Genomic DNA, 23,226 nt, shown 5'->3' with positions numbered 1-23,226 from the left:
GCTACTCAAACAGCCGAAAGTAGGGATACCGCACGGGCGCACCCGGCTCTTTCTCCAGGTCAAAGTTAATCACATCCCAACATGGCTCCTCCTTCGGGTCGGGGCTGAACTCTACGGGCAGCCCGTAGAGGCGGGGGCGAGTGCTAGCGTCTGCCTGGCCGCGCCAGGGGGCACTGCGGTCAAGGTAGGTGCTGATCAAATCCTGGTAGCGACGGGCAATGATTACGCGGGTAGCGCGATAGCCCTGGGTATAGAGGCGATCGAGCGCTTCATGGATTTCAAATCGGATGCCATCGGGATGCGTGTGCTGGCGATACCATTCGTTATCCCACTGTCGCCAGTGTCGGCCAGACTGGAGGTGAATCAGTTCGCCCGTTTTGGGATTCGCTTCAAAAGCTCCGTGGCGCTGGCATAGATAGGTGTCGGTCAGGGTCAATGCCGGAATTGTCTGACGACAGTGGGGACACTGAATCTCCGGGCCGAAGATTGGGTACTGTAGGGCTGGGTTCATCATGAAATCGCGACCCGCGTAGTCTCCATCTAGCATCAGCAAGGCTCTATTATAACTTTGGGTTTTTCTTAGGCTTTTCTCAGTTAAAAGCTAGAAACAATTCTACGGGTATTCGCTGGAAGCAAGGGCGCGAATCCTGGCAATCTTAAGAAATTTGACTGGAGTTTACAGCTTGTCTACGGGTTTCACGGAAAATTCACAGCAAAATCGCACCAGCGGTTGGTCTGTCCCAGATCTCTCCAGGGCGGCGTTTGTTGCGCCGGGGGCAGCGGTCATCGGTGAGGTGTTGCTGGCGGAGGGCGCAAGCATCTGGTATGGCGCGGTGGTGCGCGGCGATGTGGAACGGATTGAGATCGGGCACTGCACGAATATTCAAGACGGTGCAATTTTGCACGGCGATCCGGGGCAGCCAACGGTGCTGGAAGACTACGTGACGGTGGGGCATCGCGCCGTCATCCACAGCGCGCATATCGAGCGGGGCTGTTTGATCGGCATCGGGGCGATCGTGCTGGATGGGGTGCGCGTGGGGGCGGGCAGCATCGTAGGTGCAGGCGCGGTGGTGACGAAGGACGTGCCAGGGCGATCGCTCGTCGTGGGCATTCCCGCAAAGGTGGTGCGTTCCCTCAGCGATGAAGAGGTGGCCGACCTGATCGACCATGCTAAAAAATACGAAAAGCTAGCCCAGGTTCACGCAGGCACAGGGACAGATTTGGGGTTTAAGCGTTTGCCGCCTGCGTCATCTTGATTTTGGATTGGGGATTTTGGATTAGGGATTTTGGATGATTGGACGACCCATCCCCAAGCCAAAACCTAAAATTGACATAACTAGGACTTACGAAGTTGGACGATTTCTCGCGGGCTGCGCCCGCGAGAAATCGTGCGAAACCCAGCAAGTTTATCGCAAGTGCGTAAGTCCTAATAAGGTTCTTTGCATGGAAAAATAAACACTTTGCCATGGCTAGGTCACTGCTTACGGTGGGCGAACCCGCTCCCTGGTTCACCGCCCCTTCCACCAGCAACCCCCGCTATCATTTCGACTCGGTAGCTGGCCGCTATGTGGTGCTGTGCTTTTTCGCCTCCACCAGCGTCCCCGTCAGTCAGCAAGTGCTGACGCTGCTGTTCCAACATCGGGCGCTGTTCGACGATACCCACTGCTGCTTTTTTGGAGTCAGCATTGACCCGGAAGATCAGGCGCAAGCCAGAGTGCAGGAAGCCATTCCCGGCATTCGCTTTTTTTGGGACTTTGACCAGTTAGTGAGCCGCCAATACGGCGTTTTAGACGAAGCTACCCAGAGCTACACGCCCTGCACGTATATCCTGGATGAGCGGCTGCGGGTGCTGGGGGTGCTGCCCTTTGGCGACCAGCCCGAACAGCACGTCGCCCTGCTGGTGAAGATCCTCGAACAACTGCCGCCGCTCCACCCTGCCGAACCCGCCGCCGTGCAAGCGCCCGTGCTGGTGGTGCCGCGGGTGTTCGAGTCAGATTTGTGCGAAGCCTTGATTGATTACTACAACCAGCACGGTGGCGAGGAATCGGGCTTTATGCGGGAGGTGGGCGGGCGCACCGTTGCCGCACGCGACCACAGCTTCAAGCGGCGAAAAGACCAGGAAATTTTGGACGAACCCCTGCGGAATGCGGCGATGTATCGGATTCACGATCGCCTCGTCCCCGAAATCGCCAAAGCCTTCCAGTTTCGCGCCACGCGCATCGAGCGCCACATCGTCGCCTGCTACGACGGCCACTCCGGCGGCTTTTTCAGGCCTCATCGCGACAACACCACCAAAGGTACGGCCCACCGCCGTTTTGCGGTGTCGCTCAACCTCAACACGGGCGAATATGAAGGGGGTAAACTGCGCTTTCCCGAATTTGGCAGACGAACCTACGAAGCCCCCGCGGGCGGCGCAGTGGTCTTCTCTTGCTCGCTGCTGCATGAGGCCACGCCCGTGACGCAGGGACTCCGCTACGCCTATCTGCCCTTCCTCTACGACGATGCCGCCGCCCAAATCCGCGAGGAGAATCGGCAGTTTTTGGCCGTCGAGTAATCCGTAGTGAGGAGTTCGTGATAGTCCGTAAAACCGTGAGTCCAAATCCTGATGCCCTTTGTGGGATTAGCTGACCTTTGAGTCTACATCCGGGAGTCTACATCCAGGAGTCTCCATCCGGGAGTCCCTATCAGGGGAAGACCTACTCGTACTCATTACGAGTATGATTAAGGAGTGGGGGCTGTTTGGCTTTGGCGATCGCCCCTTTCCAGAGGGCCAGATCAGGTTCATCGCCCATCGCCACAACGCGCCTCACACGACACTCCTTACACACCACACTCCTTACACAATGGCTGGAGGCAGTCATGAACTTCAAACGGATGGAACACGTCAATCTATCTTGTCAAGATTTGGAGGCGAGCCAGCGGTTTTATCAAACGCTGTTTCCCGACTGGTATGTGCGGGCGGAGGGCAGCTATGGGGGCGATCGCTGGGTTCACCTGGGCAATGAGCAGTTCTATATGTCGCTGAACAATGCCCACGAACCTGCGGCGGCTCATCGCCCCTATGCCAGCGCGGGGTTCAACCACGTCGGCTTTGTGATCGAAGATGCCGAAACGATGCGATCGCACCTAGAAAAGCACGGCATTGAGTATTACACCTACACCTCGCCCGAAACGCGGCTGCGGCTCTACGTTAGCGACCCTGACGGCAACGAGGTGGAACTGGTGGAGTACCAGCCTGACTATGCGCTGCGATAGTCACGGCTGCGATACTCACGGTTGCGATACTCACGGCTGCGATAGTCACGGCTGCGATACTCACGGCTGCGATACTCACGGTTTCGGGTTGGCCTAGCGCCTATGCGATGCCCAGTTCTTGCCGCCATTCAGCCAGCGGACGCTCCCAATGTTCCTCCCACTTTTGCGCCAGAAATGGCTTGGCGGTCATGCCCATGCGGTAGCCCTTCGACAGGTCGTTGAGGATGCCGTCGAGGGACTCTGGCGCATCGGTGAGGGTCTTCAACAGCCCGCCGCAAATCAGCACGATTGACATGGGACGACGGGTCTGCGCCAGTTCAAAGGCCTTTAGCCCCAGTTCGCCAAAGACGCTGGTTTCAAAGCCCGTCACCAGATGCCAGATGTCGTGCGTTTGCCGCAGGCGCAGCAGCATGTAGGTGATGTCGTCGGTGACTTCGACCTTGCGATAAAAGTTGGGGTCGAACCCGGCGGCGGTGAGCGTCGAAGCGTAGATGTAGCCGAGGGAATCGGGCGGCAGCTTCAGCAGGGCATCCAGATCGGGCGGCGGCGCGATGTAGCGTTCTGCAAACAGGCGGGCGATCGCCTCGTCACGCTTGACGTATTCCACCGCCAGCGCCATTGCTTTGGTCGATCGCAGACCGTCTTCAATGTCATACACCGAGTCTGTATTTTCAGCATTCCGCAGCAGGGAAATGGTGCCTTTGCCGACGCTCAGCAAATCAATGTTGAGCTGACGAAGTTTTTGAAACAACACAGCAGCCTCCTGGAGGACTTGGGTGAGGAGAGGGGTTCACAGGGAGAGGAACAGAGAGGACTACAGCAAGCCACAGCCGGATTCCAGAATGTCGGCACTTTCGGCGGATTTCTATTCTCTCCCATCTCTCAAACACACATCTACAACTAGGAACCACCAGGCTTGCGGATGGTAAAAGAAATTGGGCGGGGCGGGGGCGCAGGCGGGGCGGGGTGGAGGTTGGGAAGCTGGGTGGGGGGGCGCTGTGGCGCTGGGCTTGGGTGCGGTGCGGAGGCGGGGTTGGCGGGTTGAGCGGTTTCTGGAGGAGTGGCTTTTGGCGCGGGCTTTGGCGCGAGGCGGGGCGATTCCCGTAGGGATCGCTTCACGAATCGCCCTCTACCGTTGAGGGGAAACCGATTGGAGGCGATCGCCAGTCCCAGCCCGGCCGCCACCATCAGCGGCAGCGGTAAGCTCAGACCCTCGACCCAGGGATATAGCTCTGCCATTACAAAAAACAGCACCACGCCTGCAACCCACACCTGCATTCTGCCAAGCCCTTGAATTTCCAATGCTCACAATACCCGAAGGATAGCTGAAGATTGGCAAAATGCGACAGGATGGAGGCTGATGCGCCTTGCTCCAAATGCTTCCCTTCGTGTCCTTAATTATTCCCACCTACCAGCGCGAGGCGGTGCTGCGGGCCACGCTGCGGGATGCCCTGTGGCAAGATTACCCGACCTACGACGTGGTCGTGGTGGATCAGACGGCGGTGCATGAACCCGAAACCGAGGCAATGCTGGCAGAACTCAGCGCAGCAGGCAAGCTGACCTGGCTGCGGGTGGACTGGGCCAGCCTGCCGCAGGCGCGAAATGTCGGCATTCGGCAGGCAACGGGCGAGATTGTGGTGTTTGTGGACGACGACGTGCAGATGCCGCCGGATTTTTTGGCAAGACACGCGCGGCATTATCAAAACTTAGAGATTGGAGCGATCGCCGGCCGGGTGCTGGATCGGCTGAAGCTGGCGGATGACCCCGATCGCCGCATCGAGCAACTGCCGCCGGAGGCAAACGATCCGGCGATCGCCTGGTATCACCTCGACCTGGTGCATACAGTGCAGCCGCAGCGGGTGCTGTCGGCACGGGGCTGCAATATGTCCTTTCGGCGATCGCTCTTTACCCAGCATCATCTCTGGTTTGACGAGCGGTTTCGGGGCAGCGCGGTGCGGGAAGAGTCGGACGTGTGCTTGCGGCTGCGGGCGACGGGGCTGGTGATCTGGTACGACCCGGAGGCGTGGCTGGTGCATCTGGGGGAGGAAACGGGCGGCTGTCATGACCTCTCGACGCGATCGCCCCGCTATCAGATCAGCTTCTATCACAATCATTTCTGGCTGGGGTTCAAGAACCTGACCCCTGCTCAATGCCTCCGGTTTTTTGCCAAATTATTTGACTGTCATGTGCTGGGAAATCCGCCCTGCAACAAGGGCGGCCACCCGCTGAAGGTGATGACTCGTCTGTTTTTTTACCTGTTGGGGCTGCTGGCAGCAATGGGAACTGCGCTTTTGGCAAAGATGTCAGAACTCAGGAGCGGCCGTTCTTTGCTCTAGCCCCAGACGTGCCCGCCGTCTCCTGCGCCAGCGGCAGCGTAAAGTGAAACTGGCTGCCCTTGTCGCGCCCATCCGACTCGGCCCAGATCTGCCCGCCCAGGGCCAGGATGATCTGTCGGCAAATCGCCAGGCCCAGCCCCGTGCCGCCCGCCGTCCGCCGCAGGGCTCCTTCTTCCTGATAGAAGCGATCAAAGACGACCTCTAGGCGATTTGGCTCGATGCCGCGTCCCGTGTCGGCAATGGTGACTTCCAGCATCTTGCCGCCGTTTGGGTGCGCCTCGATCAGCACTTCTCCGGTGGATTCGGTAAATTTGCAGGCGTTGTCTAGCAGTTTGGCCAGCACCTCGACCAGCCATTCCCCGTCGGCCTTGACCAGCGGCAGTTCCCCCGGCACGTTGGTCTGGATTTTGGGCAATGGCGCGTCGGACTGGCGGGTTCGTAGGCTGCTGAGGGCTAGGTCTACGCACTCTTGCAGCGCCAGCGGTTCCAGATGCCACTCGACGCGGCCGCTCTCCAGCCGCGATAGGGTGAGGAAGTCCTGCACCAGTTTTCGCATTCGTTCTGCATCGGACAGGGCCGTGCTGAGCATGACTTGGCGCAGTTCTGTGGGCATGTCAGGTTCGCTGGCAAGGCTTTCCAGGCAAACCTGAATGGTGGACAGCGGCGTGCGGAGTTCGTGGCCCGTGATGGCGATCAGGTTGCTGCGGGTGCGCTCTAGCGCTTCAAGCTGCTCGTTCAGGTCTTCCAGGTTGGCGTAGGATTCGGATTGGAGGATGGCAACGCCCAACTGGGAGGCGACGGATTCTACGAGCGATCGCGCTTCGTCTGTCCAGGTATGTGGCTCTTTCTGGCAGTGGTGTAGCTCCACCATGCCCAGCAGTCGTCCCTGGTTAATCACAGGCACCATCAGCCAAGAGCGGATGGATGCACGCTTCAAAATTGGCTTGATCGGCGACAGGTCGAGCGGCGGGTCAGTGCTGGTGTTTGCGATTCCCGCAGGGAGCGCCTCGCGAATCGCCACCGAGGTCTGCTGCTGGGCCACGGCTTGAAACAGGGGATTGTCTCGCAGCGGCCAGTCCTGATCCACCAGGGAAGCAATGCGCTTGTCGCGGAGATATTCATAGGTGATTTTGGCGCTGGTGTCGGTGTCTTTGCAGCGATAGATGATGCAGCGACAGACCTGCATCGCTTTGCCCAACTCCTCCACTGCCACACGGAAGATGTCGTCGGTGTTGAGGGACTGGCGCATTGCTGTGGTGATGGAGTTCACCAGGCGTTCTTTGCGCTCCTGTGTAGCGATGGAGCGATAGGCCTTGAGCAGCTTGTATTGCCCTGCCTGCAAATGAGTGACTAGGCGCTGGGCAAAGGGGTCGGGGTCTACTTCCAGCTTGGTGGGCTGCGGCAGCAGAATTTCGGCCTTGGCGGCGGCGATTTTTTCCGCCAGTTCTGGGCGATAGCTCAGGATGCGATCGAGCAAAATTTCGGCGGCATGGTAGCTCACCTGGCGGTCAAACGTCCACACGCCTTCAAAGCGGCGGGTTTGATCCATCGTCGTTTCTGCGGTGTCGGCAGCGCTGGGCAGGCTGGTACGCTCGCGGCAGACCAGACAGGCGGAATACTGCTGCCCAATCACCACCAGATGCCATTCCTGGCTTAATTGGTCAGAGGGGTCAAAGGCGACGGTTTCATATTCTTCTGAACGGTTCATGAAGTCCGTTTCGGGCGCAGCCAGGACGTAGACCTGGGGTGTGAGCGCGGCGATGCGGAGGTAGCGGTGAGATTCCTGTCGATAGAACCGTTCGCGCTGGAAGCTGGCAATGATGAGCGGCTGGCCGGAGGATGCCAGAACCTGATCCTCCATCGCGTGAGAGAGGGCGGTGAGCGACGATTTGAAGTAAAGCTGGGGGCGCAAGTGGGGCGATCGCTTCAATAGCGCATCCAGCACGGACTCAGAAATGCTCATGCAGGGCTTGCTTAATCCAATCCGGACAATCCAGCAGCGGTAATCACCAAAGCAGGGTGAGGTGATCCTATTCTCGGATAAACTTGCGGTCTTAGATCTAGAGAATAGCTAGATTAAAGCAGGATTGGGGGATGGAATGCGGTCGTCTGGCTAGCAGAGGGAAGGGGAAGAGGGAAGAGAGAAGAACGAAGAGGGAAGAACGAAGAAAGACAAACTCTAGCGGGGCAAGGGTGATAGACCGGGAAGAGAGAAGAACGAAGAGAGAAGAACGAAGAGGGTTGGATGGGCGGAGACTGGGCTGACTGTAGTCAGTGGTAGGAATGACAGGCTTGGAGATGGTGGGCCGAAAGTGGGCTGACACAATATTTACGCAATTTACGCATATTTGCGCTTCAGGTATGTTTGCGCTTTAGGCAAGCTGGTGGGCCAGGAAGTAGTAGGCTCCAGCGATCGCAATGGCGGCGATCGCCCCCAAAAATGTGTTCACAATATTCACCATCTCGTTGGTGAGCCAGCGGTATTTGGATTGCAGCGTTGCGCCGATCAGGCTTTCCAGATTCGTGGCGATAAATGCGGCGGCAATGCACATGGGAATTTCAATCGGGGCGATCAGCCGCACGGCCCAGCCCAGCGTGGCAATCAGCGCTGCCCCCAACAGCCCTGCCAGCGTTCCCTCCAGGCTCACTGCGCCCTCAGTTCCCGCTGGAACGGGTTGGAAGTTGGTAATCAAAAACGTGCGGCGGCCGTAGGCTTTGCCAATTTCCGTAGCGGTGGTGTCGGCTAGCTTGGTGGCAATGCTGGCCACATAGCCCAGCGCTAGCAGCACGATGATCACCTTCGTTGTCGCCGTGCCCGCACTCCCCAGGGCGTAAATGCTCAGCGCACAGAGCGTCGCCGTCAGCGCCGACCCCCAGACGTTTTCGGGGCCCCGTGCCCCAGAGCGCTTCTCGGCAATGCCGGCCTCTTCTTTGCGCTGCTTGCCGATGCGAGTGACCGCCGATCCCACCAGGAAGTACACCACCATGACGACATAGCCGCGCCAGCCCAGCGTGCCAAACAGAATCACCCCCAGGGCCCAGGCGTGGAAAATGCCCGCCGGAGTCAGCAGTTTCTTGGGCAAAACCCAGGCGATCGCCGCCAGCAGGCTATTCAGCCCCAACCCCACCAGCCAGGGCATCCATTCGCTAGAGATAGGCATCGCACCTCCTCCCAGACGCGGTTTTGCAAGAGGACTCTGATCTTAGGGTAAGTGATGATTTCGGCAGAGGCATGGGAAAAACGAAAAATGAAGAACGAAAAACAAAAAAGAGCCTCCTTCCCTCTTCGTTTTTCCCTCTTCGTTTTTCCCTCTTCGTTCTTCGTTCTTCCCTCTTTGTTTTTCCCTCTTCGTTCTTCCCCCTTCCCTCTACCGCTTCACCGCCAGCGTCAGCCCGTCCGATACGGGAATCATGCTGAGGGAGACGCGGTTGTCCTGGTGAATTTTTTGGTTGAACTCGCGAATGGCGAGGGTGTTGGGGGATTGGTTATCGGGGTTGATGACCTCGCCGCCCCAGAGGACGTTATCGACGGCGATCAGCCCGCCGGGGCGCAGGAGTTGGAGCGATCGCTCGTAATAGTTCCAGTAGTTGCCCTTGTCTGCGTCGATAAAGGCAAAGTCAAACGTGCCCGCCTGTCCCTCTGCCAGCAGGCGATCTAGCGTTTCCAGCGCAGGTGCAAGATGCAGCGCGATCTTGTGCGCCACGCCGGCCTGCTGCCAATAGCGACGGGCGATCGCCGTGTAGTCTTCGCTCACGTCGCAGGCGATGACTTGCCCCGCTTCCGGCAGCGCCAGCGCCACCGCCAGGGAACTGTAGCCCGTAAACACGCCAATTTCCAGCGTTTTCGTCGCGCCAATCAGTTGCACCAGCAGCGCCAAAAATTGCCCCTGATCGGGCGTGGTCTGCATGATGCGCTCTGGATGGCGGGACGTTTCCTCTCGGAGCGATCGCAGCACCTCCGGCTCTCTCAGCGACACCGACAGCAGGTAATCGTGCAGCGGTTCCGACAGTCCCAAGCTTTTGCCTGTCATGGTTTTCAACGGTAGAAGGGCAATTGGATCATAAGATGTTCTGAGAAGGGAAAGGGGAGAGGGAAGAACGAAAAGAGAAGAACGAAGAGAGAAGAACGAAGAGGGAAGAGGCTTCGTTTTTCATTTTTCATTTTTCGTTTTTCATTTTTCATTTTTCATTCTTCGTTCTTCGTTCTTCGTTCTTTAACTTCCCCTTCCCTCCCTTTGTGCTTTATTCCTTCAATTAACCCGAAAATGCTCCGTCCCCTCCTCGCGCTCCTGCTCACGTTCCTCCTGACTGCCTGTAGCTCTGTCTCTGGGCCGGGTCGAGATATCGTGGAGCGGGCGATCGCCCTCCAGTTCAGCCAGACGCAGGAAGACCTGATCCAACTGCTGAATCCTCAAGACCCGACCTTTCCCCCATTTACCATCAGCAATGTCAAAATCACTGATGAGCAGGGATTGCAAATCGGCAACCTGCGGGGGTTTCGGGTGCGGGGAACCTATGATGTGACGCTGGAGTTTCCGGGGCGAACGGTAACGCAAAAGGCTAACCCGTTTGAGATTTACCTCCAGCGGCAAATTGAGGGCAAAACCTGGCGCTTGGCGCGGCGGCAGGCCAATCCCAAAAATCAGACCGATACGGAAAGCTGGGTGACGCAGTTGGTGTTATGAACAGCCCCGGCGGCTGTCAGTGGCGGCCCTGACGGGTGAAGGATTCGCTTCAGAATACTGCTCCTGTAAACCTTTGCCTTGTGGAGAAGCGCCCGTGGAACAGCCCGCTCTGGAACAGTCCGCTCTGGAACAGTCCGCTCTGGAACAGCCGCCTCTGGGTTCCGCTGCTCCGCTCGGATCGTCTGATCATCTCGTGCTTCGGCGCTATGGAGTGGCTCTGGAAACGCTGGAAGCCCACGCCGAGCAGCCCAGTGAAGATGTGATTTTGCAGGCGTTGACGGCGCGAGACGCGGTGCAGGCTGCACTGGATAAAGCACCTGCTGATCCGACAATTCGGGCTGAAATCTATCGGCTAGATCAGCGGCTGCGGCAGCAGAGCGGGGCGATCGCCCGTCATCTCGATCTGGCGACCTGGCGCGACAGCCTCAATCCGCCCGCAAGCGCCTGGTGGTGGAAGTTTCCTAAGCCGCCCGACCCGCGCGATCGCCTTGACTGGCTCTGGGACGCGCTCACTGTCACCACGCTGGCCGCCAGCTTTAGCCTGGTGATGGATATTTCCAGCAAGTTCTTGACAGGAGGCACCGACCTGCTCGGTTCTTTCATCATCGTGGGACAGAGCGTGTTGACGCTGCTGACTGGGAAAACAGCGCTGACCCAAGCTGGGCAGGAAGCCACCGAACGCAGCCTGGAGCGCTTGGGCGTGCCCTCCCCCTATCACCACGAGGCAAAGCTGGGACTCTCGACCGGGCTACTGCTGCTGCTGCTGGGGCTACACGCCAATCTGCCCCGCATTGCCAGCCTCTATGCCGCCTGGGGCAACGACAATCAGGCTCAGGGCGAAATGACCCGCGCTGAGGAGAACCTGCGGCGATCGCTCGCCCTTAATCCCGACAATCCCCAAACGCGCTATGACCTGGGCACGGTGTATGAAGACGGGCAGAATCCCGAAAAGGCGATCGCCCAATATCGCCTCGCGCTCCAGGGTGGATTGCCCCAGGCCAGTATTCCGCTCTCTCGGCTATACATTCTCGATGGGCAATACGACATGGCTGCCAGCGTGTTGATGCAGGGCGAGCAAACTGCATCTGCTGGGGCGACTCCCGAAGGACTTTAGTTTGGACTAATGGTGAAGAGGAAGGCAGTCAATGAGAAGCACCGACTGCCGTAAGGTCAATGAAGTACAACCAACATTGACCCCATGATTTTCAACGAACTTCAGCAATTTCGCCAAACGTTGTATGCCAGCTTGGGAAACGCCAGAGATGCCCTGTTTGATCTGATGGATGCCGTGTTAGTGAGTGCGTGCATCGTGTCGTTTGTGAGGCTATCGCAGAGTCCTGTCTTTCGTCGCCAGTGGTCGAGCACCTATGAAGCGTTGCGCGATAGCCGCCTACCCCGATCAAAGGTGCTGAAGCTGTTGGTGCAGCAGATACCGACTCAGCAGCAACCGTTGTTGGCAGGTGATGCGAGTCGGTGGAACCGTCCTGCTGCCAGGCGTTTGAAAGACCGCACCTTATCAGGCAGAACAGGACATGCCCCGATAGCCGGACAAAACTACAGTACCTTAGCCTGGATTGCTGAAGACAGGGGCAGTTGGGCATTACCATTGCGGCATGAGCGCATCACCAGCTTTGAAACACCCGCCAGTAAAGCGGCATTCCAACTCAAACAAGTGACTCGGCAGTTAGCGGTGCGTCCGTTGGCGATCTACGACCGAGGGTACGGCAATGCCAGTTTTGTCAACCAAACGGCAGGGATTGAGGCAGACTTGCTGCTGCGGGTTACATCCAATCGATGTGTCTATGGCGCGCCCCCAGCGTATCGTGGGCGAGGCGCACCTGCCAAGCATGGACATAAGATGAAACTCAATGACCCTGACACTTGGAGTGTCCCGGTCGAAACCGTTGAAGTCGATGATCCCAACTGGGGACGAGTGCGGGTCAGTCGTTGGAGTGCATACCATTTCCGCAAATCCCCCAAACGGGCAATGGAAGTGTTGCGCGTGGAGGTGCTGGAGACACAGAGCAGCACGCGACGCTTGGCTCCTTTGTGGTTAGTTTGGCTGGGTGAGCAGATGCCTCCGTTAGAAACCCTGTGGTTGCACTACCTCCGTCGCTTTGCCATTGAACACTGGTATCGCTTTGCCAAGCAGAGGCTATATTGGACACATCCCCAGTTCAGTTCTGTATCGGCAACCGAACAGTGGAGCAGCCTGATGCCGTTGCTCAGTTGGCAGTTGTGGTTAGCGCGAAAGGACTGTACTGACCACCCCTTGCCCTGGCAGGCACCGCAAGAAACGTTGACTCCGGGTCGGGTCGCACAAGCGTTTGCAGGCATTTTGGCAGCGATTGGCACCCCTGCTCCTGCGCCTAAACCTCGTGGTAAATCGCCAGGACGAGGCAAGGGGCACAAGCCAACTCCTCGTCCCTGCTATCCGATGGTCAAAAAACGAGCCTCGAAACGCAAGACATCCGAACAATCCCTGAACAGTCCGGTTGCAACAGCAGCTTAACTGCGAGCAGGATTGTATCCAATTCCTTAAGTTCAACTGTTATGAACGGTTGAGCAGATTCTTTATGGCATCCTGTTGAGCATTATTGTGATGCCAGTTAGTCCAAACTAAAGCGAAGGAACAGGGGCGCTACTAAGCTCAGACTTTACCTATAGCTATCACAAGAATTTGGGATGGATTGCGTTCAGACAGAGCCGTCTCGATGAAGCGGCTGCCCATCTGCAAGCGGCGATTCAGCTTGACCCCCAACGGGCCGCTGCTCACTGCCTGCTGGCTCAGGTGTGGACGGCTCAGGGCAAACCTGCGGTGGCAGAATGGCAAGCCTGCGCTAACACCGCAGACCGCACCATTCCCGAAGAAAACACCTGGTATACGCAGGCTCAGTCTGCCCTACAGCGGCGAGGTTCCTAGGAAGCCGGAAAGTTAGTTAGAAAAAGCAGGGTTAGAGCGGTTGCTTCATGGCCTCTAGCAGGGCAGAGAGCGCCTGATCCTCTGAGGCGGTGACCCGACGATCGAGCATCGACAGACTGACGGCCTTGGGCAGGGCGATCGCCGCCAAGTCAGCATCCAGCCCCTCCGTCAGCACCTCCAGCGATTGCGGAATCTTCAGCGCCGAACGAATCCCCAGCAGCATGTCTTCTTCATAGCCCAGCCCGCGCAACTGCGGCAGCACATCCTCCCACACCACCTTGCTATCGGGGCTACCCGCCTGAATCACGTAGGCTAAAAGCCGCTGCAACTTGCTCTGCTGTTGGGGAGTCAGCACGATCGGCTCTGCTGGTTCTGCACCACTGGCCCGCTCGCTCTCCTCCAAATTTTTCAAAATTTGCTCCCAGTCGTGGCTATCGCAGGCCTCAGGCTTGCCAACCACCAGCGACACCTGAATCTTGTCCGATGCGGCATCAATTTCGGTGACCCGTGCCTCCACGCCCAAAAAGCCCAGCCATTGGGCGATCGTATTCACCAGCGTGGCGCGGGTAGACTGGCTGCTTGCCAAAAGCCGCAGTTGCGTGCGAACCATCGGGCGCACAATCTGTGTCAGCATAGCCTCGATCTCTGAGGAATGAAGAATGAGTGTTGTGAGTAGGATAGCGCAGATCCCACCCGGCAAATGGTGGCCAAGATTCCAGTCCGAGGGGAAACCTAATTTTAAAGAACGAAAAACGAAAAATGAAAATTTCCAGGTACCTATCCAACCCTGACCAGATTTTCTTCGTTCTTCGTTCTTCGTTCTTCGTTCTTCGTTCTTCCCCTCAACATCTCTTTACACCCCCAGTATCCTGTGATAACCTAAACGTAGTCGTTATGAGTTTATCTATTTCCCTATGGCGAACCCAGCGGTAGAAAATGCGGTAGAGAATGTGGTCATCATTGGCTCCGGCCCAGCGGGCTATACGGCTGCGATCTATGCAGCGCGGGCAAATTTGAAGCCGTTTATGTTTGAAGGGTTTCAGGCCGGCGGGCTGCCCGGTGGACAACTCATGACCACCACCGAAGTCGAGAATTTCCCCGGTTTTCCCAACGGCATCACTGGCCCCAACCTGATGGACAACATGAAGGCGCAGGCGGTGCGCTGGGGCGCGGAATTGGTGACTGAAGACGTGACTTCTGTAGATTTTAGCCAGCGTCCTTTTGTGATTCGCTCAGAGGAGCGCGAAGTGCAGGCCCACACGGTCATCATTTGTACTGGCGCAACGGCTAAGCGGTTGAATCTGCCCGGAGAGACGGAGTATTGGACGCGGGGCATTTCGGCCTGCGCGATCTGTGACGGCGCAACGCCGATTTTCCGAAATGCGGAACTAGTGGTGATTGGCGGCGGCGACTCGGCGGCCGAAGAAGCGGTCTACCTGACCAAGTATGGCTCCCACGTTCACCTGCTGGTGCGCGGCGATAAGATGCGGGCTAGCAAGGCCATGCAGGATCGCGTGCTGCGAAATCCCAAGATTACTGTGCATTGGAACACATCGGCGACTGAAGTATTTGGCGATGGTAACCTGATGACGGGGATTAAGACCATCAACAACCACACGGGCGAAACGGGCGAAATTGCCGCGAAGGGTCTGTTTTATGCCATTGGTCACACGCCGAATACGTCGCTGTTTCAGGGGCAGATCGACCTGGATGGCGTGGGCTACATCGTCACCCATGAAGATGTGAAGACGAATGTAGAAGGTGTGTTTGCGGCGGGCGACGTGCAGGATCACGAATATCGTCAGGCGATTACGGCGGCGGGGACGGGCTGTATGGCGGCGCTGCTGGCGGAGCGCTATCTCTCGGCAAACTCGCTGATTCAGGAGTTCCACCAAACGGAAGCCTCGGAACGTCCCCACGAAGCCCCTGCCCACAAGACCGAAGAACAGCAGGCTTCGGAATTTGACCTGGCAAATACCCGGCACGAGGGCGGCTACGCGCTGCGGAAGCTGTATCACGAGAGCGATCGCCTGATTGTGGTCATCTACACTTCGCCCACCTGCGGCCCCTGCCACACGCTGAAGCCGATTCTCAGCAAGGTGATCGACGAGTTTGCAGACCAGGTTCACTACGTCATCATCGACATTGAGCAAGATCCTGAGATCGCGGCCAATGCAGGCGTGACGGGAACCCCGACCGTGCAGTTCTTCAAGGACAAGGCCCTGGTGGGGCAGATGCTTGGCGTGAAGCAGAAGAGCCAGTATCGGGAAATGATTCAGAAGAATCTGGCGGCCGTCCCGGTGGGGTAGAAGAAGAGGGGAAGAACGAAGAGGGAAGAACGAAAAGGGAAGAGGGAAGGTTGGAGTTAACGAATCCCTCTGCGTGGCTACCCATTCCCCCTCCGCTTGGCAAACCACTGCTGCAACTGCGCTCGACACGCTGCTTCTAAAACTCCCGATAGCACTCTGGGGCTGTGGTTTGAGGCGGCGCTGTCGGGCAGGTTGAGGACGGTGCGGATGGCTCCGGCTTTGGGGTCGTCTGCGCCGTAGACCAGCATTCCCAAGCGAGCAAGGGCGATCGCCCCAGCGCACATGGGGCAGGGTTCCAGCGTGACGTAGAGCGTGAAGTCTTCCAGTCGCCAGGTGCCAAGGCGTTGCCCTGCCTGACGCAGCGCCAGAACTTCGGCGTGGGCAGTGGGGTCATGGTCGCGTTCGCGGCGATTTTCGCCCGTGGCGATCAGGGTGTTGTCTGGGGCGACGACGACTGCGCCGACGGGCACTTCTCCGGCCTGTCCGGCGGCGGCGGCTAGGGCGATCGCCTGCTGCATCCAGCGACAGTGGCGATCGTAGATTGACTCAGAGATCGATTCAGAGATCGGCTCAGAGATTGACTCAGAAATTTCAGACGATTCAGAGGCACCCATCATGGCTAAGGGGGCGGGGATAGGGGCGGAATTTTCTCTGGAAGAATAACTGTGAAGCAACTGCCTTTTCCGAGCTCCGACGACACCGTAATCTGGCCGCCGTGCAGCCGGGCCAGCTTGCTCGACAGCACCAGTCCCAACCCAGTGCCTTCGTATTTGCGGTTGAGGCCTCCGTTGAGCTGCTGAAAGGCTTGAAAAAGACGGCTCTGGTCGGACGGGGCAATGCCAATGCCCGTGTCGATTACGGCAAAGTGCAGTGCTTTTGCCTGCTGCCATACCTTCAGCGTCACCGACCCTTCATCGGTAAATTTAACCGCGTTGGCTAGCAGGTTCGACAGGATTTGCTTGAGGCGGCGCTTGTCGGCTGTGCAAACGGTAACATCTTGGGCGATGTCAAGAATCAACCGTAGTCCCCGCTTTTGGGCGGTTTCTTGCACCATGCTCATGCAGGCATCGCAGACTTCCTGAACCAGAACGGGTTCAAAAAACAGTTCCTCGCGTCCGGCTTCGATTTTAGATAAATCGAGCAGGTCGTTGATTAGCTCCAGCAGATGGTCGCCACAGGAGCGAATCCCCTCCACGTATTGCCGCTGGAGGCTGCTGAGGGGGCCGTGGAGTTGGCGGCTCAATACGTCGGCAAAGCCCAAAATGCCCGTGAGCGGGGTTCGCAGTTCGTGGCTCATATGAGTCAGAAATTCACTCTTGGCGCGGTTGGCGGCTTCTGAAATTCGCTTTTCTTGTTCTAGCTCTTGGGTGCGCTCCTGCACCAGTTTTTCCAATCGTTCATAGCTTTGGGCATTGAACAGGGCGATCGCCGTTGCGTCTGCTAGTCGCTGCACAAGCTGGATCTCGTCGGTCGTGAAGGTGCGGCGGGTCTGGGTGCAATCGAGCGACAGTTCGCCATAGTGCTGCCCGCGCACGAGAATTGGCGTGCTAAGCATGGACTGGATGTGCTTGCGTTGGCCCCGCAGGCGGGCGCTGGGGATTTTTTGCACCCACGGGTCTTCGAGAAACGTGGGGGCGTGCCAGACTTTCTGCGTCAGGTAGTCTCCCTCGGGTCGGAAAAAGTCCTGCCATTCGTGCATGGGCAGCGGCAAATCCAGGCTGGGTATCACCGCGTCCGAGGCTCGCCACTCTGTCTGGGGCACAATCCACTCCGCCTCATGCCGCAGCAGCACCACGCGGTCTACCCCGAAGTATTCCCCCGCCAGCCGCACCAGTTCTTGCAAGATAAAATCCAGATCTAGGCTGGAATTGAGGGTTTGCCCAAGCTGGTTGAGAAACTGCTCTCGCTGGGCCTGCTGCTGCACCTGTTCAAACAACTGGGCCTGGTGGATGGCCAGGGCAAACTGGCCGGCGATCGCCTCTACCAAATCCACCTCTTCGCGACTCCAATCCCGCTGATGCTGGCACTGATGCAGCGTGATCGCCCCTAAATAGGTCTTCTGACACAGCATCGGCACAATCAGCGTGGACTGAATATTCTGGGATTGCGAAATAGACAGAATATCGACTGGAGAATCAATCGGAATGGTGGATAAGACGATCGACTGACCCTGCAACAGGCGATCGCCATAGTAGCGCTGAAACCCGCACTCAAATTTTCGACCCAACAGGCGATCGCGCTCTGGTGTTGCATTGCTTACGCAACGAACCATCATCGTTTCGCTCCACGCTGACCGCTGAGCCGTGTTCCCTTGCATTAACAATGCACAGACATCTACACCTAGCACCTGATGCAGCACATCCATTGTGGACTGCATCAAGTCGTCCAATACCAGCGTTTCGCGCATCTTGCGTAACACCTGGTTCATGATGGCGACCTGGCGCGTCTGCTGCCGGAGGCGCTGGTCAGCAGCCAGCTTTTGACGGCGCAGGGCATATTCCTGGAGCGATCGCCTCAGCACCATCGGCAGCCGAAAGAGCCGATCCTTCATCACATAGTCCGTCATGCCCGCCTTAATGCAGTCCACCGCAGCCTCTTCGCCCAGGCTCCCAGTCACCAAGATCAGCGGCACATCCCGTCCGGCAGACTGCAACGCCGCCAGGGCCTCGTAGGCCGTAAATCCAGGCAGGCGATAGTCGGCTAATACAGCGTCATAGTCATGCTCTTTGACGCACTGTTGATAGGTCGATAATGAGTCCACAATGTCACAGGTAAACGACACGCCGTTCTCTTCTAGAGTCAGCGCAACCAGTTCAGCATCCATTGCAGAATCTTCGACCAGCAGCAGTTTGAGCGGCAGTTCGGGGGATGACGGCACTGTAGATGCTCTCTTCGATAGGGTTCAACTTCCAAAATGGCGTGCCCGCCTAGCTTATAAACGGAACAAAACCAAGGATGCTGCTGATAAATCCGGTTCAGCTAAATCTAAATAGATGAAATCTGGGCGATCGCCCTTGCTGAACACAAGCAGCTCCGACTTAATTAAGAGGTTGAATCAAGAGGTTGAAAAGCTTTGGAATTGAATGGAATTGAGTCACTCAATCGCGTCCTTTTACGCAAATTGAGCAGGCTTTTGAAATAAAAAATCTCAGGCTTAACCTTAGACAATCACTTCGAGAGACACATTTCCAGGAGAAAAATGCCCTGATTAAAAAAGCATTGAAGTGACTTCAAAACTGATTTGAATTCCAAATCTGTCTGTTCAGACTACTAGATATGTCATCCAGTAAGAAGCCCTAACAGATAGTCCCTGAATCGCTGCCAAGCCTTTAATCTCAACGGCTTGAACCGTAGGCTACCTCAACAAGGCGCATTGCGTTTGCTACGAATCGCCCGTTTCGGCCACACCTAATACCGCATCAAGCAGTTGATAACTAGCCTAACTTGGTCGGCACTTGTTTGCTAAAGCATTGTATCTGCTAAAGCCGAAGCAGCAGAACACGCCAAGGGTAGACTCTTTAACGGGAGCCATCCCGCTCCGAAAGTTGTGCCCTAATGCTCTGCGATGTTCTCATCTCAACCTGAAACTGACACCCTGATAGCTCACTTTCCAGTAATAAGAAGAGCTACCGTTGAAACGGGAACTCCTGCAAAAAAAGACCGACTCCATTTCGATTGCGATCCGAAATAGCGGTATGAGCAGCACGGCTGAAATTCCACAGCAACTCGCTCATTGCTTGAACCCATTTCAAAACAGAAATCAGATTCAAGCAGAACTTGCTGCTTCGATGGTTTCATCTGGCTGTGCTGGTAAAGTGGATAACTCAGTATATCGGGATTCTAGATTTAATGCATCTCCCTAGACAACTATTAGCGGGATGGGGCGAGATGGTGGGGGGCAGAAGTGTTGAACGCAATGTTAGCAGGGCAAGTTCATAGCTGAATCCAGTACAAAAGATCTATAATTCTGCCTGTAATGACCTACTTATTGCTTCCATTCTCAATAATCCGCCTCTTGAGAGTGCTTTTTGTAAAGTTTTACCATCAAGATTCAACACTTCTGGGTGGGGGGGTGCCCCCCTACTACTGAGAAGTTAAGAGGGCAGAGGAGTGGGTAGTGGCGGACAATTCAACTGCATCCAGTAGTGACTGATTTGCTGAACCGCGTCTGAAAATTGCTGGAAGTCCTGGGGTTTCACAATGTAACTATTGATACCCAGGTCATAGCAGGCGTTGAGATCTGGGTCTTCTTGGGAGGAGGACATGACCACGATGACGAGACGACGAGTGCGGGGGTGCGATCGCAGCCTTTGCAAAAGCTGAATTCCGTTGATGCGGGGGAGTTTCAAATCCAGCAGCACAAAGCGGGGCAGCGGACGCGCCGCCGCGGATTGGGAAGCGTCATCCAATGAATTGTCTAGAGCCTCGCCGAGTAAATAGTTCAAGGCTGCTTCTCCATCGTTGACTACATCCATTGGGGCTGCTAGCCCGCCAGTCTCCAGAGCAAGGCGGATCAGTTCAACATCATTGGGATCATCTTCGACTAAAAGTAAACGTGACGATTCGATTTCAGGAGGATTCATACGCGCAGTGCAACGAAATTGATCAACAGAGAAGAGACGCACCCGCGATCGCAGATAAAGCGAGAACACCGACTAGAGCAGATTGAGTCAGTCACCTGTGCGTTGGATGCAGCGTGAAGGTCTTGACTTTTTCTAAGTGTAAACACTTAAAATAAGGTATTATTATTTACACTGTTTAATTCAATCTAGTTCAGTATTCATTGCAAGGCAAAGACTTTATGGGAACCTTTAATCGCTCCTTTAATAAAAGTTGAAGTTTTAGAAAGCACATGGCTTTGCTGCGATTTTTCCGAAGCAGGCTTTGTCGATCTAGGGCGATTGATCGAGGGGGGGTGGCACACCAAACGAATACTTGGAAAAGAGCGATCGCCCAAAAACTCACCTGCTAACTCATCTGTTATTCACTGTTCAAAAGTAGACAGAAATAGGCCTAAAAAAAGAACCTTTTCGTGAATCTTGCTGAACAAGATCCTCAAAAAGGCCCTTTGTGATACGCACAGATTTTTGTTAGCAGCCGATGCTGCAAACGCTCTGAACGAATTGTTGAACGAGTTGCCTATGTCTGCACTGATGCAGAATGAATGAAACTATCACCTCAACCTGGTTGCCTGACACAAGTCCCGAAAGCCCAGAAAATTCGTTGTCTTGGGATCGAAGCCCATAGCTCCTGAGTTGGAGCCGGAGGGCTTGGTCAGAGGAGCTTTTGGGCCAGCGTCCCCTACGAGAAATCAGGGGTTTCCAGAGATGTGTCAGGCAGTCAGCACCTCAACTCTGAGCCAGACGATTTGCAGGGTGACAATTAGAGCAGTCAACTTGCAAACGGACTAGAAATAGAACGTCGTGCGAAGCACACCCAGGAAGGTGTCGCTATTGTCGTTGTTGTTGCCGGGGTCAGCCGTCCAGATGATGCCTGGAGTCAGCGAGATATTGTCGCTAAAGCTAATGCGGTACGAAAGCTCTGCTGAAAACGCAGCATCGTCAATAAACGCGCCGATGCGAGTGCTGCCGATTTCGTAGTCAGAAATGCGAGGCGGCACCCCTGCTGCCAAAACAAGCTGGTTATTGGGCCCGCCCAAGTCGTTAATCGCCAGATAGCCCGCATAGGCCACCGAGCGATAATCCGCCGTTCCAATCAGGATGCCGTCTTCATAGTTAAACCAGGCTCCGATGTTGAAGGTATCCGACAGCGCGTAGTTGATGGTAATGCCGTACTGGTTGGTCACGGCGGCGGGCAAACCGCTCGACTCCAGGTTGTTATACCCGTTGAGATAGATCAGACCAATCGACAGGGGCCCCGGCCGGAAGGTGAGTTGCCCAAACAGAGAATAGCCCCCGTTGAACAGCCCAAAGCCAGGAGACGGATTGCCCTGGCCAAAGCCCGTCAGATAACCTACACCAATCTGGAAGGTGTCGCTAAAGTCGTAGGTTAAACCAATACCAGAACTGGGCGCACCCGCATCGTAGATCGGGTTATAGGCCAGAAAACTGATGGAGCCGTAGCCGCCTGCATCGATGGGGCTAATGCTGGAGACGATATCGGTAATGCCTGTGCCCGTAGCCGCCAGCGTGACGCGCAGGTTCCCCACCGGAAAAGCATAGAACAGGCGGGTTACGTCGAAGTTGTTAGTGCCAAAGAAATAGTAGGGCGAAGTTTGCCGCAAGTAGGGGTTGGGAAACGTCGCCATCGGCACAACATTGCCAGCCGTAAAACTGTCGGGCAGTCCGTTGTCTCCCAGGTTAAAAAACTCCAGGTTGGAGAACTGAAGACGGGTATTCAGCAGGTCTTGACCCGTAAAGCTGGTATTGAAGTTGAGGCGGACGCGGGCCTGGAAGACGGTGCTATTGGCATCGTCTACGTTGCTGCCAAAAATGTCGGCAATGGAAAAGATGGTTTCACCAAAGAGGGTGGTGGTAGTGGAGAACTGGTTCGCTTGCAGTTCTTCGACGGCGGCCTCGAGGGCATCGACCCGGCCGCGCAGGGCGGCGAGTTCAGACGCAAACTCTCGCTGGAGCGCTTCGATGCGGGCCAGAGCTTCGGGGTCGAGGCTTTCCAGCCGTCCCACGACTGCATCTAGACAGGACGCTAGACCTGCGGCGAATTCGTAGCGGGTCATGGCTCGTCCGCCCAGGTAGGTGCCGTTGGGGTAGCCCTCCAGACAGTCCAAACCACCCTGGCTCTCGGAATTTGCGAGATAGGCGAGGGCTTCGTAGGCCCAGTCGCCGGGGCTAACGTCAGAAAACTCGGTGACAGACGTGACCTGGGCCATGTTGCCGTCGCCTCGGTTTTCGCCGCCATATTCCGAAAGCTGGTCGAGTGTGGTCAGGCTGACAGCACTTGCCGGAGTATCCAGGCTGTATTCGGACAGATTGCTTCCAGCGAGTTCGCTTGCTGGAATTTCGGAGACTGGAATTTCGGAGACTGGAAGTTCGGAGACTGGAAGTTCGGAGGCGTTGGCGATATCGCTCTGCAAGGCTAGCGCCAACGTCCCCAACCCGGCCCACGCCATGCCCCCAGTCATCAGCGCCATACCCAGCATCAGCGTTTGCCAGAAGGACTTAGCAGGCGACGGCTGGATCTGCGACCGATGTCCTTCGGCTTGTTTAACCCCTGTGGAAAAATGATTCAGCTCAAACTCTTCAAACTTTTCAAACTTTTCAAACTTTTCAAACGTTGACCTCATGTTCTCCTCACAACCAAACGGAACAACCAGACGCAGAAACGCCTAAAGAAACGCCCAAATTGCAAAATCCGAATGCCTTGCGGCTTGCCGTCGCCGAGCATAACTCCAACAGCAATGCCCAAACCCGGAGCCGCGATCGCACAGGACAGACGGATTTTTAATTTCCTAGAATATTTGGGATATTGCAGGATTATTCAGGGTTCTACCGGTGTCCGTCGTAGCGCTCAATACACAGACACGGGCAGTTCAGATAACGATGACATTCTGCACGTCTATCTCCACTGTGATCTCGATGTAGTGGTGCCCCTGTAGATTCACGCTGCTATGTGAACGACTTTCCTTCGAGACGCGACTTTCTATAGAAAAGCTTTGGTTTATACACTCCGGGGCAAGTCAACCTGATACTTTTGGGCGTACTCCTCATGCAGACAGGGCCAGGTTATATGCAGCACGA

General features: G+C 56.2%; 20 protein-coding genes. 9 read left to right on the top strand and 11 right to left on the bottom strand.

The features are described 5' to 3' along the window. Position 1 precedes the first annotated feature (1 nt). Positions 2-514 (bottom strand): TIGR02652 family protein, encoded by a 513-nt coding sequence (locus HPC62_RS14355; protein ID WP_068515812.1) that lies wholly within the window; start codon positions 512-514, stop codon positions 2-4. A gap of 169 nt (positions 515-683) precedes the next feature. Between HPC62_RS14355 and HPC62_RS14350 the strand changes: the two genes are divergently transcribed. The 3 genes from HPC62_RS14350 to HPC62_RS14340 all read left to right on the top strand — a co-directional run bounded on the left by HPC62_RS14350 (position 684) and on the right by HPC62_RS14340 (position 3,255). After that, positions 684-1,256 carry a gamma carbonic anhydrase family protein gene (locus HPC62_RS14350; protein ID WP_172356750.1) on the top strand — a complete coding sequence of 191 codons (573 nt, stop codon included), beginning with the start codon at positions 684-686 and terminating at the stop codon, positions 1,254-1,256. A gap of 209 nt (positions 1,257-1,465) precedes the next feature. Continuing rightward, on the top strand, positions 1,466-2,554 hold the full coding sequence (locus tag HPC62_RS14345; RefSeq protein ID WP_172356748.1) for a redoxin domain-containing protein: 1,089 nt from the start codon (positions 1,466-1,468) through the stop codon (positions 2,552-2,554). A gap of 305 nt (positions 2,555-2,859) precedes the next feature. Continuing rightward, positions 2,860-3,255: a VOC family protein gene (locus HPC62_RS14340; RefSeq protein ID WP_172356746.1), complete on the top strand. Its 396-nt coding sequence runs from the start codon at positions 2,860-2,862 to the stop codon at positions 3,253-3,255. A 100-nt stretch (positions 3,256-3,355) separates the two neighbouring features. Here HPC62_RS14340 and HPC62_RS14335 read toward each other — a convergent pair whose 3' ends face one another. Further along, positions 3,356-4,009 carry a Coq4 family protein gene (locus tag HPC62_RS14335; protein ID WP_172356744.1) on the bottom strand — a complete coding sequence of 218 codons (654 nt, stop codon included), beginning with the start codon at positions 4,007-4,009 and terminating at the stop codon, positions 3,356-3,358. 146 nt (positions 4,010-4,155) lie between these two features. Then, entirely contained in the window at positions 4,156-4,533 is a 378-nt protein-coding gene (locus HPC62_RS14330) for a hypothetical protein (protein ID WP_172356742.1), read from the bottom strand. A 98-nt stretch (positions 4,534-4,631) separates the two neighbouring features. Between HPC62_RS14330 and hpsN the strand changes: the two genes are divergently transcribed. Beyond that, on the top strand, positions 4,632-5,591 hold the full coding sequence (gene hpsN, locus HPC62_RS14325; protein ID WP_172358964.1) for a hormogonium polysaccharide biosynthesis glycosyltransferase HpsN: 960 nt from the start codon (positions 4,632-4,634) through the stop codon (positions 5,589-5,591). On the opposite strand, the gene HPC62_RS14320 is transcribed toward hpsN, so the two are convergent. The 3 genes from HPC62_RS14320 to HPC62_RS14310 all read right to left on the bottom strand — a co-directional run bounded on the left by HPC62_RS14320 (position 5,566) and on the right by HPC62_RS14310 (position 9,622). Then, positions 5,566-7,554 carry a DICT sensory domain-containing protein gene (locus HPC62_RS14320; protein ID WP_172356740.1) on the bottom strand — a complete coding sequence of 663 codons (1,989 nt, stop codon included), beginning with the start codon at positions 7,552-7,554 and terminating at the stop codon, positions 5,566-5,568. The two genes, hpsN and HPC62_RS14320, sit on opposite strands and share 26 nt — an antisense overlap. A gap of 409 nt (positions 7,555-7,963) precedes the next feature. Then, the gene (locus HPC62_RS14315; RefSeq protein WP_172356738.1) at positions 7,964-8,752 is read right to left on the bottom strand and encodes a TIGR00297 family protein; all 789 of its coding nucleotides are present in this window, start codon (positions 8,750-8,752) and stop codon (positions 7,964-7,966) included. 207 nt (positions 8,753-8,959) lie between these two features. Further along, positions 8,960-9,622, bottom strand: a complete 663-nt coding sequence (locus HPC62_RS14310; RefSeq protein WP_172356736.1) for a class I SAM-dependent methyltransferase — start codon at positions 9,620-9,622, stop codon at positions 8,960-8,962. A gap of 234 nt (positions 9,623-9,856) precedes the next feature. On the opposite strand from HPC62_RS14310, the gene HPC62_RS14305 reads away from it, so the two are divergent. The 4 genes from HPC62_RS14305 (at position 9,857) to HPC62_RS14290 (ending at position 13,199) form a co-directional block, all read left to right on the top strand. Then, on the top strand, positions 9,857-10,276 hold the full coding sequence (locus HPC62_RS14305; protein ID WP_172356734.1) for a hypothetical protein: 420 nt from the start codon (positions 9,857-9,859) through the stop codon (positions 10,274-10,276). Positions 10,277-10,370: 94 nt separating this feature from the next. After that, the gene (locus tag HPC62_RS14300; RefSeq protein WP_172356732.1) at positions 10,371-11,390 is read left to right on the top strand and encodes a tetratricopeptide repeat protein; all 1,020 of its coding nucleotides are present in this window, start codon (positions 10,371-10,373) and stop codon (positions 11,388-11,390) included. Positions 11,391-11,474: 84 nt separating this feature from the next. After that, positions 11,475-12,788, top strand: a complete 1,314-nt coding sequence (locus tag HPC62_RS14295; protein ID WP_172353244.1) for an NF041680 family putative transposase — start codon at positions 11,475-11,477, stop codon at positions 12,786-12,788. 168 nt (positions 12,789-12,956) lie between these two features. After that, positions 12,957-13,199 (top strand): tetratricopeptide repeat protein, encoded by a 243-nt coding sequence (locus tag HPC62_RS14290; RefSeq protein WP_172356730.1) that lies wholly within the window; start codon positions 12,957-12,959, stop codon positions 13,197-13,199. A 31-nt stretch (positions 13,200-13,230) separates the two neighbouring features. On the opposite strand, the gene HPC62_RS14285 is transcribed toward HPC62_RS14290, so the two are convergent. Further along, positions 13,231-13,833, bottom strand: a complete 603-nt coding sequence (locus HPC62_RS14285; protein WP_172356728.1) for a hypothetical protein — start codon at positions 13,831-13,833, stop codon at positions 13,231-13,233. A gap of 280 nt (positions 13,834-14,113) precedes the next feature. Between HPC62_RS14285 and trxB the strand changes: the two genes are divergently transcribed. Beyond that, on the top strand, positions 14,114-15,508 hold the full coding sequence (gene trxB, locus HPC62_RS14280; RefSeq protein ID WP_172356726.1) for a thioredoxin-disulfide reductase: 1,395 nt from the start codon (positions 14,114-14,116) through the stop codon (positions 15,506-15,508). A 77-nt stretch (positions 15,509-15,585) separates the two neighbouring features. Here trxB and tadA read toward each other — a convergent pair whose 3' ends face one another. The 4 genes from tadA to HPC62_RS14260 form a co-directional block, all read right to left on the bottom strand. After that, positions 15,586-16,026 (bottom strand): tRNA adenosine(34) deaminase TadA, encoded by a 441-nt coding sequence (gene tadA, locus HPC62_RS14275; protein ID WP_205371481.1) that lies wholly within the window; start codon positions 16,024-16,026, stop codon positions 15,586-15,588. Between the two features lie 101 nt (positions 16,027-16,127). Continuing rightward, on the bottom strand, positions 16,128-18,386 hold the full coding sequence (locus HPC62_RS14270; protein WP_225910550.1) for a hybrid sensor histidine kinase/response regulator: 2,259 nt from the start codon (positions 18,384-18,386) through the stop codon (positions 16,128-16,130). A 1,216-nt stretch (positions 18,387-19,602) separates the two neighbouring features. Continuing rightward, positions 19,603-20,091 (bottom strand): response regulator, encoded by a 489-nt coding sequence (locus HPC62_RS14265; RefSeq protein WP_172356724.1) that lies wholly within the window; start codon positions 20,089-20,091, stop codon positions 19,603-19,605. Between the two features lie 824 nt (positions 20,092-20,915). Then, a complete protein-coding gene (locus HPC62_RS14260; protein ID WP_172356722.1) occupies positions 20,916-22,772 on the bottom strand; it encodes an iron uptake porin in 1,857 nt (618 codons plus the stop codon). Positions 22,773-23,226 lie beyond the last annotated feature (454 nt).

This window comes from Thermoleptolyngbya sichuanensis A183, from assembly GCF_013177315.1.
Lineage (GTDB): Bacteria > Cyanobacteriota > Cyanobacteriia > Elainellales > Elainellaceae > Thermoleptolyngbya > Thermoleptolyngbya sichuanensis.
The sequence above is the reverse complement of the archived record's forward strand: the minus strand, read 5'-3'. Positions and strand labels throughout refer to the sequence as shown.